The organism is Paenibacillus hemerocallicola, assembly GCF_006265175.1.
GTDB lineage: Bacteria > Bacillota > Bacilli > Paenibacillales > NBRC-103111 > Paenibacillus_AB > Paenibacillus_AB hemerocallicola.
Window position 1 is genome coordinate 1 of the sequence record NZ_VDCQ01000031.1, and the last position, 15,053, is coordinate 15,053.

Genomic DNA, 15,053 nt, shown 5'->3' on the forward strand with positions numbered 1-15,053 from the left:
AATGTAACGTACAGTTCCTCCCCCACTAATAAATCCCCCCCTGGCTTCGGCTGACGGGGGATTTTTATTTTTATGAAGAATGTCGGCCAGATCGTCCTCGATCCGTCAATCCAAACCACTCGTCATATACAACACAGTAAGCCGTATGCAGCGACCGCAGCTCGCCGATGAGCTGCTCGTCTGGCCGATCCTCGTCCGCCAGTACCGAGCCCGTCTGGGCTGAACATAGATCGCCCGCATCGCGATCGGCTCAATATGATGGCGAAACATTTTAATGTAATCTGTCACTACTTTTTCCAAACCCATAAGCATCCTCCTTGTATTGCCGATCGAGAGGACATCCTGCTATAATACTGGTGCCACCCGTTCGGGTTGGTGGTTAGGGAAGCCGTTGTCTCTGTGGTGGGGAGGCGGCATCCCTTTTATTATTCAACCTCGGACCTGAAGCACTTGCTCGAAGTCCATGCATTCGAATTTGACGTTTAGATCCTGCGATTTCGTGAGCGTCGTACTTGATTTGTTCGTTCAATGAGCAGGTGGCCACGATGAGCAATTGTACAGCGATTGGTTTTACAAGCTCGCCTAGTGCCAGATCCTATTACTGCGCAGCTCGTTCATTATTCGAATGATCGTGCTTTGCCAGCCCAAGCGCATCCTTCAGTCCATTTTGCAGGATGAGCGAGAAGTTCAGCCCCGCTTTGTCTCCTTCATCTCGCAGCCACTTCGGCAGCGTGCAGTTCTTTGTAACGGCCTTATTTGCGGCTGCATCACGGTACGGCGGAATGAACACTTCCAGAAAAACGATGCGGTCGCTGGCCTCCTCAAGTTCGATCTTCTCCGGCGCAGACGGATCTGGAAGGGGCTGTCCAGTCTCTTCAAGCTCGACGATCCGGAAGGCGAGCAGTTCTTTCGCTCTTGCCAGCCCTTCAACCAGATCGACGGCTGTTACGGCAGCTCCGGGGAAGTCGGGAAAGTACATGCTCAGATTACTCTCGGTCTGCTCAATGACGACCGGGTACAGATAGTGGGTTTGAAATACCATTCTTTCACGCTCCTTTTAAGAAGTAAGGGGGAGAGATAGCCGGGGGTATAAGTTAACCCCGGACTGGCGCTCGATGCTTTTCAGCGTTCCTTTTGCAATTGTGTCTCCCAAGCCGTGAACGCTGATGTCAGCGTATTTCGTGGGGTCTGTTGAGCTTATGTAGCGCCGGTGGCTTGTGCCGTTGCCGTGATTCGGTGACTCGACGAACCCGGCTTTCTTTAATGCTTTGATGACCTCTCGCACCGTTCGCTGTTTCCCCACTCCCTGACCTCCTTTCTGTTTTTTATTATAACACGCACTATAATGCGCATTGAATAATTACAAAATTCGCCGCGTATATATTTAAGTTTAACTGTTCTGCATGCGATCACTCTCCGATTAAATGATTGCGTTTTGCGAAGAAAGCAGTCTTAGATTCAAGTCAAATTAGGTACCCAATCGGTACCCAATCGAAAAATATGAGTGTAGATGTCGAAATGAAAACAACAAAAAAACCGCTCCCCACAAGGGGTAGCGGATCATAGTCTCGGGGGCCGCTTGCGCGAACCCCCTCATGGGAGAGGAGAAACCGGACGAAGAGCTTATGGGGAAACGTAAGTCTTCTCCGCGGTTGTCTACGACACTTTTTGGATGTCGATATCTTCAATATTCCCGTTTCGGAAAAAGATATACGTGACCCGGCAAAATTTTTGTGGTTTATTTGCTGAATATGTTACGATAGCAACAACAAATCCGTCGGTTATGCGGCCCTCGGGTTCCGACCGTATGGAGACATACATATCGCACAAGTTTGGGGTGGAAGCGTGAGAGTCATTTCGGGATCGGCCAAGGGCAGGCCGTTAAAAGCGGTGCCGGGAATGGGGACGCGGCCGACGACGGACAAGGTCAAGGAAGCGATCTTCAGCATGATCGGACCGTATTTCCACGGAGGCATCGTACTTGATCTGTACGCGGGTACCGGCGGGCTCGGCATCGAGGCATTGAGCAGGGGGATGGACAAAGCCGTCTTCGTGGACGCTGACAAAAAAAGCATAGAGGTCGTGCATGCGAATCTGCAGGCGGCCCGTCTGGAGGAGAAGGCGGAGGTATACCGCAATGATGCGCTGCGGGCGCTCAAAGCGCTGGGCAAGCGGGAGGCCAGATTCCATCTCGTCTTTCTCGATCCGCCGTACAAGGTGACGGCAATCGTCCAATTGATCCAAACGATGCTGGAGCAGGAAATGCTCGAGAGCGCCGCCACGATTGTGGTCGAGCACGACTCGGCCAATGTGTTCGACGATCAGATCGGAGACGCGGTTCGTATCAAGCATACCGAGTATGGGGAAACGGCCGTTTCCATTTATAGACGTACGCGAAACTGACCGATAAGGGGATGATTGCAATGGGCGACACCAAGCACGATTATACGATCGCCGTCTATCCGGGGAGCTTCGACCCGGTGACGTTCGGGCATTTGGACATTATCCACCGCGCTGCCAACGTGTTTGACAAAGTCATCGTGGCGGTACTGAACAACAGCAAGAAAAATCCGCTTTTCAGCGTAGAGGAGCGGACAAACTTGCTGAAGGAAGTGACGCGCGGCGTTCCGAACGTCGAAGTGGACAGCTTCGGCGATTTGCTGATCAACTACGTATCCGAGAAAAAGGCGCATGTGATCGTTAAAGGGCTGCGGGCCATATCGGATTTCGAATCGGAAATGCAAATGGCTTCGCTCAATCATAAGCTGAACGATAAAGTGGAAACCTTCTTCATGATGACCAATCCGCAATATTCGTATTTGAGCTCCAGCATTGTCAAGGAGATTGCGCGTTACAACGGTCCCATTTCGGATCTGGTGCCGCAAGAGGTCGAAGCGGCGCTGCGAATCAAATACGCGGAAGACCGTTCTCGATGAATCAGGTGCGGCACCGGAGGTTGATTTCATTTCGCTTTGCCTAAGCGCAGGAAGACCGACACGATTAGCGATAAACCGATCGCGATGGCAAGCAGGACGGCCAGTTCGATGAGCCGATGGGGAACAACGGTCCAAACGCTCCATGAAGTAAGGCCATTATGGGGCGAACGAGAGGCCGGGTCGGACAGAAAGCTCGGTAACGAGCCATGAAACCAGCCGGTCAACGGGCGCCAGAGCAAAAGCGTAAGGACGAACGATAATCCGGCGTGCACGATACGGGAAAGCAGGAAATACCGGTAACGCAGGTCGGTATGGCGTATGGCGGTCTGCACTTGCAAATGGACGGCCAGTCCGCTCCAAGCAAGCGCGGCCCCGATCAATGCGGCTGTCACTGAAGCGGGCAAGCGGGGTTGCCCTAACAGGTAAGTGCCGACATGAACCTCGAGCAGGCCGGAAAGACCGCTTTTTATCGATTCGACCGGTGAGGGCATGTTCGGTACGGCCATTGCAACGGCTTCCGACAATAGCCGAGCGATTCCGACCGTATCCATGACGCCCAGCATGACGGAAAATACGATCATCGTCCCGCCGATCATCATTAAGCTCTGAATCGCGCCGGATACCGAATCGCCGAGCAGCTTGCCGAACGAGCGCCCATCCTCCAGACGGGCATGATGCATATCGGACAATGCCCGGACGATGATCGGCTTGCGGGCGTCCTTTGCCTTCCTATTCGCGAGCAGCGGTGTCGGAGCTAACGTTGCGCTGTCCGTGCCGCGCCAAAAAAAACGGAGCAGCAATACGGTGCCTATCGCCGAAACATAATGAACGATAGCAATGACGACTCCGGTTGCGACATTATGAAGAAATCCGGCTCCGATTACCGTCAGTATAAAAAAAGGGCTTGCCACATGGGAGAGCGCGAGAAGGCGTTCTCCCTCTTCCCGGCTGACGAGGTTTTCCCGGCGAAGCTTGCCGGCCGCTTCGGCACCCGCAGGCATGCCGGTAACCGCACCGATCGCGATGGCCCAGCCGCCATGGCCGGGAAGGCGGAACATGAAGCGCATCAGCGGCTCCAGCATCGTTCCGAGGCCCCGGACCGCTCCGAAGCCGCTCATCATTTCGCTCAGCATCAAAAACGGAAGCATCGACGGGAACACGATGGTCCACCATATCGTCAACCCTCCTAGCGAGGATTGAAAAGCGCGTTCCGGAAAAAACAGGATCGAGAGCACCAAGATAGCCGTCAGCATCGCGAGCGTTACCGTATATTCGCGGCTTCTCGCGTGAAACATCCCGATTCGCATCAGTATCGCCTCCAATTGGATGGGTGCTACATGTTTACGCGAAGCGGCCGCCCTTTAGACCAAGCCTGACGGCATAGCGCGGAGAAGGAGCATGGAAGGAGAGTCATACCTTGATCGACTATCGACAAAGAGAACGCAACAAACTGAAGTGGACTCGCGGCTTCCTATCCTCATTCCTCATTACGCTTACGATCGTTTACGCCTTCTATTTCATTCCGGTACCCTATTACATTTACAAGCCCGGGACGGCAGAGGCGATTAAACCGATGGTCCGAGTAGCGAGCGGCGACGAGGAAGAGAAAGGCGCATTTATGCTGACAACGGTAACGATGGGCCGCTCCAGCATATTCAGCTATTTGACCGCCAAACTGAGCCCGAACACGGAAATCCGCAAAAAAGAAGAGGTGCTGCGGGGAAGCTCGGAGAAAGAATATTCGACCCGGCAGGAATACGTCATGCTGGATTCGCAGAGCAGCGCCATACAAGCGGCCTACAAGCAGGCGGGCATAACGTACAAAATCGATTCGCAGGGCGTTCTCGTCATGCAGACGATGGAAGGGTACCCGGCCGACGGCATTCTCCAACCGGGCGATAAAATCGTGAAGGTCGGCTCCAAAACGATCGTCAAGCACGAGGATATTTTGAACGAGCTGAAGGAGCGCAAAGCCGGGGAGTCGATCGAGGTAACCGTCACGCGGGGCAAGACGGAGAAAAAAGTGGCCGTAACGCTGCAAGATTTGAACGTAGTGGACAAGGAGAAGGGGCGCACCGGCACTGCGGCCGGAACGGACACCTCCGTGCCGCGTATCGGCTTCGGCATCTCGACGGCGGAGCTGCTCGAGATCGCACCGGAGCAAGGGGACAAAAAAGTAACGATCGATGCCGGCGAAATAGGCGGACCTTCAGCCGGATTGTTGTTTTCGCTGGAAATTTATAACCAGCTCACGCCGGGGGACTTGTCCAAAGGATACCGGATCGCCGGTACGGGCACCATCGACGCGAAGGGCACCGTATGCTCAATCGGAGGCATCCGTCAAAAAATCGTCGCCGCGGACCGGGAGAAGGCCGATATTTTCTTCGCGCCCGTGGACCGCAAAAAAGGGGAGTGCAGCCTTGCCGCCGACGTGCCGAACGCATCCGACGCGGCGGATCAGGCGGGCAAGATCGGTACGAAGATGAAAGTGGTTCCCGTCGCCACGCTGGATGACGCCGTTCGCTATTTGGCAGGATTGCAGCCGAAAACATAGATCATACGCCCTGATCTTGCTCGTCTCCCAGACGGAGCGGCGGTTGGGAATAATCGCGAGACAGATCTTGCTGGGATGGCGAACGGTACGCCAAAGCATGGACGGCGGCTGCCTGAATGTCGAGGTCCAGGAACGGATGACGGCAGGAAGCCGTCCTCGTGACGACAGGGACTGCGGCCGTTTTTCGCATCGTCTTCAGCAGCATTTGTCCGCGAGGGGAGAAGCCGAGTACGCGCAAATACGGGACGCCCCGGCGCAGCAGCCCGATCGACAGCGCGTCTTTGCGGTGATTCAGCAAAATGCGCGTCATCGTTCGCTGCAGCTTGGTACGCGTATATCGTTTCGTCTTTAAAGCATGCATCAGCTGCTCGAACGGCTGGCCCCCGTCCGGATTCACGGTGCCTATCGCACGTTTGATACGGTGCTCCAATCCTTCGGTCACCTCGCCGTACTCGGACAGCTCGGCCGTGCCGGTGACGGCAATGCGCGCGAATAGCGTCCGGAAAAACGATTCCCAGTTCACCGGTGCGCGTCCGGCGGCCAATTCCCGGCGCAGGATGCTCCAGGTGTATTCCGGTACGAAAGGACGCAAGGCGTTTGCATTTGCATCCGTGTCCTCGGCAAGCAGCTTGCGGAGCGCCGTAGCGCTGGCGATGCGCTCGTCGGAAATATCCGTTTGACTATAGCCGGCTTTATGGCGGCGTATCGTGCAGGGGCGCATCTTGCCTTTCAGCCGCTCCAAGGCAAGCAAATAATGAAGGCCCAACGTATTGTTCGGCTGGGCCAGCCATTCGTGATCACGCTCCTCCAGCAGCGATCCGGCTGCCGCCGCATAAGCGGACGGGTAGCTGGCCCCGCTTTTTAACCGGGCCCGAATCGTGTCGCGAAAAGCGGTAGAACCAGAGCCGGCATCTCCCGATCCGGTCTCCGATAAGTCCTGCGGCAAGCTGGAGCGGTCCTCGGCATGAAGCCGTCTCGCCGTCGACTGCAGCCGTTCAAGATCGCCGCTCTCGCTGCCGAAGCAGAAGGCGTCGACGACACCCGTAGCTTCGAGAGCCGATACGGCGCCGAAAGCGAACCATTCGGCAGGCTGCGTCGAATAAGCGACGGGCAGCTCGATCACGAGATCGGCTCCCATCGCGAGCGCCATTTCGGTGCGCGCCCATTTGTTCACGAGAGCGGGTTCGCCCCGCTGGAGGAAGCTGCCGCTCATGACGGCGACGACGGCATCCGCCTCTGATACAATCTTGCTTTGTTGGAAATGATAAACGTGGCCGTTATGCAGAGGATTGTATTCGACAATAATTCCGACCGTTTTCAATGGAAGAACTCCTTGTCCGTAATTGTCTCTCATTACTGCTTCGCGGGCAAATCCTTACCCCATATACTATATCATGCAGTGAAAATGTTGACAAAGCAGGAACAGAATCGATATAATAGTCTATGTTTGTTTGGAGTGATTAACATGCATTTAAACATTCGGGATTTGGCTTCCCATTCGGGACAGGTCCGGCATGCCGAAGACATGGATGTCGGGCATTTGTTTCAAGGGGAGAGCGATGTAACGCGTGTCGAACCGCTTCGCGTCGATGTGCGGGCCATGACCGATTCCGGCATTGTGGATGTATCCGGAACGATGACCCTGCTCGCCGAATTCGTTTGCTCGCGCTGTCTTACCCAGTACGGCCAGCGGCTGTCTATTCCGTTCAGGGAAAGATTCACGCGAGACAAAGGACGTTCGGACGCCGATGAAGACGATTTGCACGTGATCAACGAAGACGTCGTCGACCTGACGCCGTACGTCGAAGAGAGCGTCCTGCTCGGCTTGCCTTACATTCCGGTATGCACTCCAGAATGCAAAGGCTTGAATCCGGAGACGGGGGCGAATCTGAATATCGATCCCGCGGCCCTACCGGAAGCGCGAATCGATCCGCGATTGGCCGTGTTACAGCAATTGCTAGACAAAGGGAAAGAGTAGTCATAAGATTTGTGAAGGAGGTGGGAATATGGCAGTTCCTTTTCGAAGAACTTCTAAAGCGACCCGCGACAAACGCCGTACTCACTTTAAATTGTCCGTACCGGGCATGGTAAAATGCGAAAATTGCGGAGAATTCAAGCTCGCTCACCGCGTTTGCAAAGTGTGCGGAACTTACAAGGGCAGAGAGATCGTCAAGCAGTAATAACGGATGCTTGCAAGAGCACTTCATTTCGATGAGGTGCTTTTTTCTTTTTTCGGAGAACTTTTCGGATAATGTCCATCGGAGATCGCCGCTTTCGAGGGGATCGTTCGCGGAGTAGAAATACTTTCTTTTTCAACCGGAATAATTTATACTAACGTTTAGTACCTGGTAATAATCGATACGTCGATTCATATAGCGAAACGAGCGAAACGCACGAAGATCCGAAAGTGGGTGCCCGTCATCGAACGAATGCCAAAACGTCAACGCCAGCAGCAGTTGGCCAAGGAGCTTGAACGGAATCCGTTCGTCACGGACGAGGAGCTTACCCGCATGTTCAAGGTAAGCATCCAAACGATTCGTCTCGACCGGCTGGAGCTAGGCATTCCGGAGCTTCGGGAACGGCTGAAGCTGATGGCCGAGCGGACATACGATCAAGTGCGGTCTTTGCCCCTTCACGAGGTAATCGGAGACGTTATAGACCTGCAGCTGGACAAGAGCGGAATATCGATGTTCGAAATCAAGGAGGAGCATGTGTTTTCCCGGACGAAAATAGCCCGCGGCCACCATGTCTTCTCACAGGCGAATTCGCTTGCGATCGCCGTGATCAACAATGAAATGGCATTGACCGCATCGGCGGACATCCGGTTTATCCGGTCGGTGAAGCTGGGCGAGAAATGCATCGCGAAAGCGTATGTCCGCACCGTGTCCGGACAAAAGGGGAAAGCGAAGGTCGAAGTGTTCACGTACGTCGGGGAAGAGACGGTGTTTCACGGAAACTTCATGATCTACCGGTCTCCGAGCGAATTGAACGAAAGAGGGGAAGAGCTGCATGCGAATCGCGATTGATGCCATGGGCGGGGACCGAGGGTCCGCCGTGACGGTTGAAGGTGCGCTGCTGGCGGCAAAAGAATGGAACGATGTGGAGATCGTACTGGTCGGAGACGAGAGCCAAATCGCGAGCCACATGCCTGCCGGCTCCAAACCGGGCAATGTAACCGTGCACCATACGGCCGACATCATTGCAGCCGATGACGAACCGGTGCGCGCCGTGCGCAGGAAAAAGGACGCCTCCATGGTCGTCGCCGGTCGGATGGTAAAGGAAGGCGCTGCCGCTGCGATGATCTCGGCGGGCAATACCGGCGCTTTGATGGCAACGGGATTACTGATCGTCGGTCGGATCGATGGGATTGAACGGCCCGCTCTGGCGCCCATGCTTCCGACTATGGACGGCAGCGGCGTGCTGGCGCTGGATCTCGGCGCGAATATGGATGCTTCGGCGGATAATTTGCTGCAGTACGCTATCATGGGCAGCATCTTTCGGAACAAGGTGCACGGACTGGCGAAGCCGCGCGTCGGCTTGCTCAACGTAGGGACGGAAGCGGCCAAAGGGAATGAATTGACGAAAGCCGCCTATCCTTTGCTTGAACGGGCCCCTATCCATTTCGTAGGCAACGTGGAGGCAAGGGACTTGCTGCACGGCAGCTGCGACGTGCTCGTGTGCGAAGGATTTGCCGGCAACATTTTGCTGAAGGCGATGGAAGGTACGGCGGGTGCGGTTTTCTCCGCATTGAAAACGGAATTTACCCGCTCGTTCATGAGCAAGCTGGCCGCGGCCGTCCTGAAACCAGGATTGTCCGCTTTCAAGAAGAAGATGGATTATAGCGAGCATGGAGCCGCGCCTCTGCTAGGCATCAATGGACTCGTCTTGAAAAGTCATGGCTCTTCGGATGCCAATGCGATCAAAAACGCCGTAAGGCAAGCGCGTATTGCCATTGAGAATCGTCTGGTCGAGGCGATTTCTACGGAAACCAGCGGGAAGCGAGATGGATAACATGAATGGAGTACCTGTAGGCATTATTGGAACCGGCATGTATGTGCCGGAGCGGGTGTTGACGAATCGGGAACTGGAGCAGCTGGTGGAGACGAACGACGAATGGATCGTCAGCCGGACGGGCATTCGCGAACGGCGGATCGCTTCCAAAGAGCAGGCCACCTCCGATCTGGCTTACGAAGCCGCTCTCGAGGCGCTGGGGAATGCCGGCGTAGCGGCGGAAAACCTCGATTTGATTATCGTCGCGACGGTAACGCCGGATATGTCGTTTCCTTCGACGGCCTGTATTTTGCAAAGCCGGCTCGGAGCGAAAAAGGCGGCCGCATTCGATTTGTCCGCGGCATGCTCCGGTTTCATATACGGGCTGGCCAACGCATCGGCGCTGATCGCCAGCGGCATGTACAAAAACGCGCTCGTCGTCGGGGCGGAATGCTTGTCTAGAATTACCGACTATACGGACCGCAATACGTGTATCCTGTTCGGTGACGGAGCGGGAGCGGTCGTATTGGGCGAAGTTGCGGAAGGGCGCGGATTCCGGTCGTTCGAGCTCGGAGCCGACGGCTCCGGCGGAGAATTGCTGAAGGCATGCGGGGGCGGCTCGCGCAATCCGGTCAGCCAGGAAGTGCTGGACTCGAAAATGCAATACATCTACATGGCGGGCAAGGAAGTGTTCAAGTTCGCCGTCAAAATCATGGGCTCCGCAGCCGAAGAAGCGCTGCGCAAGGCGGGGGTCGACAAGAGCGAAATCGATCTGCTCATCCCGCATCAGGCCAACATCCGCATCATTCAATCGGCTCTCGAGCGACTGGAGCTGCCGGAAGAGAAATGCATGATCAACTTGAATAAATACGGCAACGTTTCGGCGGCCTCCATACCGATCGCGCTTGCCGAAGCGGTGCGCGAGGACCGGATCAAGGAAGGCGACCAGCTGCTGTTCGTCGGCTTCGGCGGCGGACTGACCTGGGGCGCATCCGTATTGGTGTGGTAATGGCAAGGCTCCATTCTAAGTCTCATGATGGAAAGGGGAACGACTGATGAAACGAATCGCGTTTGTGTTTCCCGGACAAGGCGCGCAAGCCGTCGGTATGGGAAAGGATTTGTACGAGAGCCATGCGGGCGCCAAGAGCCGTTTCGAGCAAGCGGACGAAGCGCTCGGCTTCAAGCTGTCCGACATTATTTTTCATGGTCCCGATGAAGAGTTGAAGAAGACGACGAATACGCAGCCGGCACTGCTTGCGACCAGCATCGCGATACTGGAAGCGGTGAAACAACTGGACATTCAGCCCGATTTCGTAGCCGGCCACTCCTTGGGCGAATATTGCGCGCTGGTCGCCGCGGACGTAATGAGCTTCGAGGATGCGGTTCGGACGGTCCGGGCTCGCGGCGAGTTCATGGAACAGGCTGTACCGAGCGGCAAAGGCGGCATGGCGGCGGTGCTAGGCGCAGAACGCGAACGATTGGCCGAGCTGTGCAGGTCCGTGTCGGAGGAGATCGGTGTCGTCGAGATGGCCAATGTGAACTGTCCGGGACAAATTGTCGTCTCGGGAAGCGCCGAGGGCGTGCAGGCGGTCGTAGAGCGCGGCAAGGAAGCCGGGGCGAAGCGGGTCATTCCGCTGGAAGTGAGCGGGCCGTTCCACTCGTCCTTGATGAAGCCGGCGGCGGACAAGCTGGCGGGCACGCTTGCAAGGCTGGAGATGAAGGACGCCAGCATTCCAGTCGTTGCCAACGTAACGGCCGATTCGGTGCTTCAAGCGGAACAAATCCGCAGTCTGCTCGTCGATCAGGTCGTCTCTCCCGTACTGTGGGAAGACAGCGTCGCATGGATGATCGCGCAAGGCGTCGACACGTTCGTCGAGATCGGCTCGGGCACGGTTTTGGCCGGATTGATCAAAAAAGTGGACAAGCAGGTGCAGGCCGTATCGATCAACAGCCGCGAAGCTTTGGAGAAATTCGCCGCTGAGCTGCAAGCCGTTCGATCGTCATCTTGAAGGAGGGATAGCGATGCTGGAAGGAAAAGTGGCGCTCGTAACCGGAGCATCACGTGGGATCGGCCGGGCGATAGCGATTGGCTTGGCCGAAGCAGGAGCCGATGTCGTCGTCAATTACGCGGGCAGCGAGCAGGCCGCCGAGGAAGTCGTGCGCCATATCGAAGGATTGGGCCGCCGTTCTTTCAAAGTAAAGGCCAACGTAGCTTCTTCCTCCGAAGTGGAGGAGATGGTCAAGCAGACGCTCGAGCGGTTTCAGAAGATCGACATCATGGTCAACAACGCGGGCATTACGCGCGACAATCTGATCATGCGCATGAAAGAGGAAGAATTCGACCAAGTTATCGATACGAACCTGAAGGGCGTATTCAACTGCATCAAGGCGGTTACGCGTCCGATGATGAAGCAGCGTGCAGGCAAAATCATCAACATTTCTTCCGTCGTCGGCGTGCTTGGCAATGCCGGGCAAGCGAACTATGTCGCGGCCAAAGCGGGAGTGATCGGATTGACCAAATCGGCCGCGAGGGAATTGGCCTCCCGCAACATCGCGGTCAATGCGGTCGCGCCGGGGTTTATCGAAACCGATATGACCGACAAGCTGACGGCCGAGCAGCGCGAATCGATGCTGCAGCAAATCCCGTTCGCCCGGCTGGGACAACCGGAGGATATTGCCCGGGTCGTCCGGTTTCTGGCGTCGGACGATTCCGCCTACATGACGGGGCAGACGATCCATGTCGACGGCGGCATGTATATGTAAGGGAAAACCGTCGAATGCCGCAGATCCTTGGCCTGTGCGGCGAGCTGTCGGACAGGTATGGCATTTTGCTTTCGTTTCTCGTATAATACCAAGGAGGAGGTGAACGGGATGTCCGATATTTTTGACCGCGTGAAGCGCATTGTGGTCGATCGCCTCGGGGTTGAAGAGTCTGAAGTCGCCCTCGAAGCATCTTTTAAAGACGATTTGGGTGCAGATTCCCTCGACGTAGTCGAATTGGTTATGGAGTTGGAAGACGAGTTCGATCTGGAAATTTCCGACGAAGATGCTGAGAAGATTACAAGCGTAGGAGAGGTAGTAGAATACATAAAGTCTCATACCTAAACAAGCGTTTAAAGTCCCGTTTTCATGTCAGGAACGGGACTTCTCCTCATTAAATATGCAAACGATGTCTTCGGCGCATGGCCGAAGCTTCCGATAAAGCAGTATACAATCGTCGTGATGTCGAAGAGGTGGGAACTGATGAAACGAAGAGTCGTCATAACCGGAATGGGTGTCATGTCTTCCTTGGGGCACGATCTGGAGACATTTTGGAATAACCTGATGGCAGGCAAATCCGGCGTCTCGATTATCGAGTCGTTTGACACGAGCGAGTATACGACCCATATCGCCGCAGAAATCCACGATTTCAATCCGGAAGATTATATGGATAAGAAAGAAGCCCGGCGCATGGACCGGTTCGTCCAATTCGCCGTGGCGGCCAGCCAGTTTGCCGTAAAGGACGCAAAGCTCGAAATCGGCGAGAACACGGACCCCGAGCGCTGCGGCGTATATGTAGGCTCGGGAATCGGCGGACTCGGAACATGGGAAGAGCAGCATAAAATATTGCTGGAGAAGGGACCGAAGCGGGTAAGCCCGTTCTTCATCCCGATGATGATCGCCAATATGGCGTCCGGACAAATCTCCATGCTGTTCGGCGCGAAAGGCCCGAACAGTACGGCGGTTACCGCTTGCGCTACGGGCACGCACTCGATCGGCGATTCGTACAAGCTGATTCAGCGCGATGACGCCGACGTGATGATTTGCGGCGGCGCCGAGGCGACGATCCGTCCGACGGGCATGGCCGGCTTCTGCGCCTTGAGAGCGATGTCGACGCGCAACGAAGAGCCGGAGAAGGCGAGCCGTCCGTTCGATACGGAGCGCGACGGTTTCGTCATGGGAGAAGGAGCCGGGATCCTCGTGCTCGAGGAGCTGGAGCATGCCCGCAAGCGCGGAGCCCACATCTATGCCGAAGTAATCGGTTATGGGATGTCCGGAGACGCGCACCATATGACCGACCCTGATCCGGAAGGCGCGGCGCGCTGCATGTCGCGGGCGATCCGGGACGCGGGCATCGAGCCGCCGGAGATCGACTATATCAATGCGCATGGCACTTCCACGCCGGTTGGCGACAAATCGGAGACGACGGCGATCAAGAAGGCGCTCGGCGACCATGCCTATAAAGTGGCGGTCAGCTCGACCAAATCGATGACCGGGCATCTGCTCGGCGCGGCCGGCGGCGTAGAGGCGGTCATTACCGGTTTGACGCTTGAACGAGGCAGGATTGCCCCGACGATCAACTTGGACAATCAAGATCCGGAATGTGATCTCGACTACGTGCCGAACGTTCCTAGAGATGCGGATGTACAGATCGCCATGTCCAATTCATTCGGCTTTGGCGGTCACAATGCGACGATCATTTTGAAGCGCTTCGCGGAATAAGCTTCTCCGTATTGCGATTGCCATAACCGTTTTGTCTTCGGTCCAATCGGTTAATGCGGGGATTTTTCGAATACAAACGGCATGCGTGGGCGAATCCTACTATCGGATCGAAACGATGGGCGGTGGATTTCGTTGAAATCATTGAAAAAGCTGCAAGCGGAACTCGGAATCGCGTTCCAGGAGCCTCATCTGTTAAAGCAAGCGTTCACCCATTCGTCCTACGTCAACGAACAGCGCTCTACCGTATCTCAGGACAATGAGAGGCTGGAGTTTCTGGGAGACGCCGTCCTGCAGTTGACGGTGTCGGAATATTTATTCCGGACGTATCCCGATCGGCCGGAGGGCGAATTGACCAAGCATCGGGCTTCGATCGTATGCGAGCCCTCCTTGGTCCAATTTGCCGAGAGGCTCGACTTCGGTTCGTACGTTTTTCTGGGCAAAGGAGAAGAGCTGACGGGCGGACGGACGAGACCTGCCCTGCTGGCGGACGTATTCGAATCGTTCGTCGGCGCGTTGTACTTGGATCAAGGCTTGGAAGCCGTGAAATCGTTTCTGCACATGCATATGTTCCCGTATTTGGCGAAAGACGCGATGCTGCAGGCCGGCGACTTCAAGACGAAGCTGCAGGAATTTACTCAGCAGCGCGGGCTAGGTACGGTAGAGTACCGGATCGTCGAGGAGCGGGGTCCGGCGCATGACCGGGAGTTCGTGTCCGAGGTATGGCTGGACGAGCGCATGCTCGGCACCGGTTCCGGACGCTCGAAGAAGGACGCGGAGCAGCAAGCGGCTTCGCAGGCGCTTGCCCGGTTCCATGCGATGCCGAAGGCGTAACGGATTACAGGGAATGCCGGTGAAAGCCGGCGGAGAGAAAGCGGCGGAAGCCGCTTTTTCTTTTGGTTGGCGAGAGGGATGAAACGCTTTTTCGTAGATGCCAAACAAATAAAGTTCCGTTGTCAACGCGGAATAGGCTGTGCGTGCCCCGGGAATGTTCTCGATGGACCATATATGCTACAATAAATTAGGATGTGCTCTTCATGCAGAGCGGTTGCTTACATACGAGGAGCTGGATGATTGATAACTCAAACGGATTT

18 protein-coding genes are annotated in these 15,053 nt (G+C 55.7%); 13 read left to right on the forward strand and 5 right to left on the reverse strand.

What is annotated here, in order from left to right; all coding sequences use genetic code 11:
* Nucleotides 1-105: 105 nt before the first annotated feature.
* The 3 genes from FE784_RS20840 to FE784_RS20850 all read right to left on the reverse strand — a co-directional run bounded on the left by FE784_RS20840 (nucleotide 106) and on the right by FE784_RS20850 (nucleotide 1,303).
* The gene (locus tag FE784_RS20840) at nucleotides 106-306 is read right to left on the reverse strand and encodes a hypothetical protein (protein ID WP_139604165.1); all 201 of its coding nucleotides are present in this window, start codon (nucleotides 304-306) and stop codon (nucleotides 106-108) included.
* A gap of 292 nt (nucleotides 307-598) precedes the next feature.
* On the reverse strand, nucleotides 599-1,042 hold the full coding sequence (locus FE784_RS20845; RefSeq protein WP_139604166.1) for a type II toxin-antitoxin system HicB family antitoxin: 444 nt from the start codon (nucleotides 1,040-1,042) through the stop codon (nucleotides 599-601).
* 15 nt (nucleotides 1,043-1,057) lie between these two features.
* Nucleotides 1,058-1,303 carry a type II toxin-antitoxin system HicA family toxin gene (locus tag FE784_RS20850; protein ID WP_139604167.1) on the reverse strand — a complete coding sequence of 82 codons (246 nt, stop codon included), beginning with the start codon at nucleotides 1,301-1,303 and terminating at the stop codon, nucleotides 1,058-1,060.
* A 542-nt stretch (nucleotides 1,304-1,845) separates the two neighbouring features.
* Between FE784_RS20850 and rsmD the strand changes: the two genes are divergently transcribed.
* Together rsmD and coaD are read left to right on the forward strand one after the other, a co-directional pair.
* Entirely contained in the window at nucleotides 1,846-2,403 is a 558-nt protein-coding gene (gene rsmD, locus FE784_RS20855; protein WP_139604168.1) for a 16S rRNA (guanine(966)-N(2))-methyltransferase RsmD, read from the forward strand.
* A gap of 20 nt (nucleotides 2,404-2,423) precedes the next feature.
* The gene (gene coaD / locus FE784_RS20860) at nucleotides 2,424-2,936 is read left to right on the forward strand and encodes a pantetheine-phosphate adenylyltransferase (protein ID WP_425465555.1); all 513 of its coding nucleotides are present in this window, start codon (nucleotides 2,424-2,426) and stop codon (nucleotides 2,934-2,936) included.
* 26 nt (nucleotides 2,937-2,962) lie between these two features.
* On the opposite strand, the gene FE784_RS20865 is transcribed toward coaD, so the two are convergent.
* Nucleotides 2,963-4,243, reverse strand: a complete 1,281-nt coding sequence (locus FE784_RS20865; RefSeq protein WP_139604170.1) for a hypothetical protein — start codon at nucleotides 4,241-4,243, stop codon at nucleotides 2,963-2,965.
* A gap of 110 nt (nucleotides 4,244-4,353) precedes the next feature.
* On the opposite strand from FE784_RS20865, the gene FE784_RS20870 reads away from it, so the two are divergent.
* Nucleotides 4,354-5,490 carry a SepM family pheromone-processing serine protease gene (locus FE784_RS20870; protein WP_139604171.1) on the forward strand — a complete coding sequence of 379 codons (1,137 nt, stop codon included), beginning with the start codon at nucleotides 4,354-4,356 and terminating at the stop codon, nucleotides 5,488-5,490.
* A 1-nt stretch (nucleotide 5,491) separates the two neighbouring features.
* Here FE784_RS20870 and FE784_RS20875 read toward each other — a convergent pair whose 3' ends face one another.
* A complete protein-coding gene (locus FE784_RS20875; protein ID WP_139604172.1) occupies nucleotides 5,492-6,811 on the reverse strand; it encodes a tRNA(Met) cytidine acetate ligase in 1,320 nt (439 codons plus the stop codon).
* A gap of 144 nt (nucleotides 6,812-6,955) precedes the next feature.
* Between FE784_RS20875 and FE784_RS20880 the strand changes: the two genes are divergently transcribed.
* The 10 genes from FE784_RS20880 to rnc all read left to right on the forward strand — a co-directional run bounded on the left by FE784_RS20880 (nucleotide 6,956) and on the right by rnc (nucleotide 14,793).
* A complete protein-coding gene (locus FE784_RS20880) occupies nucleotides 6,956-7,468 on the forward strand; it encodes a YceD family protein (RefSeq protein WP_176706398.1) in 513 nt (170 codons plus the stop codon).
* A 28-nt stretch (nucleotides 7,469-7,496) separates the two neighbouring features.
* Entirely contained in the window at nucleotides 7,497-7,670 is a 174-nt protein-coding gene (rpmF, locus tag FE784_RS20885; RefSeq protein WP_139604174.1) for a 50S ribosomal protein L32, read from the forward strand.
* Between the two features lie 249 nt (nucleotides 7,671-7,919).
* Nucleotides 7,920-8,516, forward strand: coding sequence for a transcription factor FapR (gene fapR, locus FE784_RS20890; protein ID WP_139604175.1), 597 nt, complete (start codon nucleotides 7,920-7,922; stop codon nucleotides 8,514-8,516).
* Nucleotides 8,500-9,501 carry a phosphate acyltransferase PlsX gene (gene plsX / locus FE784_RS20895; protein ID WP_139604176.1) on the forward strand — a complete coding sequence of 334 codons (1,002 nt, stop codon included), beginning with the start codon at nucleotides 8,500-8,502 and terminating at the stop codon, nucleotides 9,499-9,501. Before fapR ends, plsX begins: the two co-directional genes overlap by 17 nt.
* A 1-nt stretch (nucleotide 9,502) precedes the next feature.
* The gene (locus tag FE784_RS20900; protein ID WP_139604177.1) at nucleotides 9,503-10,489 is read left to right on the forward strand and encodes a beta-ketoacyl-ACP synthase III; all 987 of its coding nucleotides are present in this window, start codon (nucleotides 9,503-9,505) and stop codon (nucleotides 10,487-10,489) included.
* A 46-nt stretch (nucleotides 10,490-10,535) separates the two neighbouring features.
* Complete coding sequence (gene fabD / locus FE784_RS20905; protein WP_139604178.1) at nucleotides 10,536-11,489, forward strand: ACP S-malonyltransferase; 954 nt, start codon at nucleotides 10,536-10,538, stop codon at nucleotides 11,487-11,489.
* Between the two features lie 13 nt (nucleotides 11,490-11,502).
* Nucleotides 11,503-12,243, forward strand: coding sequence for a 3-oxoacyl-[acyl-carrier-protein] reductase (gene fabG, locus FE784_RS20910; RefSeq protein WP_139604179.1), 741 nt, complete (start codon nucleotides 11,503-11,505; stop codon nucleotides 12,241-12,243).
* 108 nt (nucleotides 12,244-12,351) lie between these two features.
* Nucleotides 12,352-12,585: an acyl carrier protein gene (gene acpP / locus FE784_RS20915; RefSeq protein WP_139604180.1), complete on the forward strand. Its 234-nt coding sequence runs from the start codon at nucleotides 12,352-12,354 to the stop codon at nucleotides 12,583-12,585.
* Nucleotides 12,586-12,723: 138 nt separating this feature from the next.
* Entirely contained in the window at nucleotides 12,724-13,962 is a 1,239-nt protein-coding gene (fabF, locus tag FE784_RS20920) for a beta-ketoacyl-ACP synthase II (RefSeq protein WP_139604181.1), read from the forward strand.
* 132 nt (nucleotides 13,963-14,094) lie between these two features.
* Nucleotides 14,095-14,793 carry a ribonuclease III gene (rnc, locus tag FE784_RS20925; protein WP_246132114.1) on the forward strand — a complete coding sequence of 233 codons (699 nt, stop codon included), beginning with the start codon at nucleotides 14,095-14,097 and terminating at the stop codon, nucleotides 14,791-14,793.
* Nucleotides 14,794-15,053 lie beyond the last annotated feature (260 nt).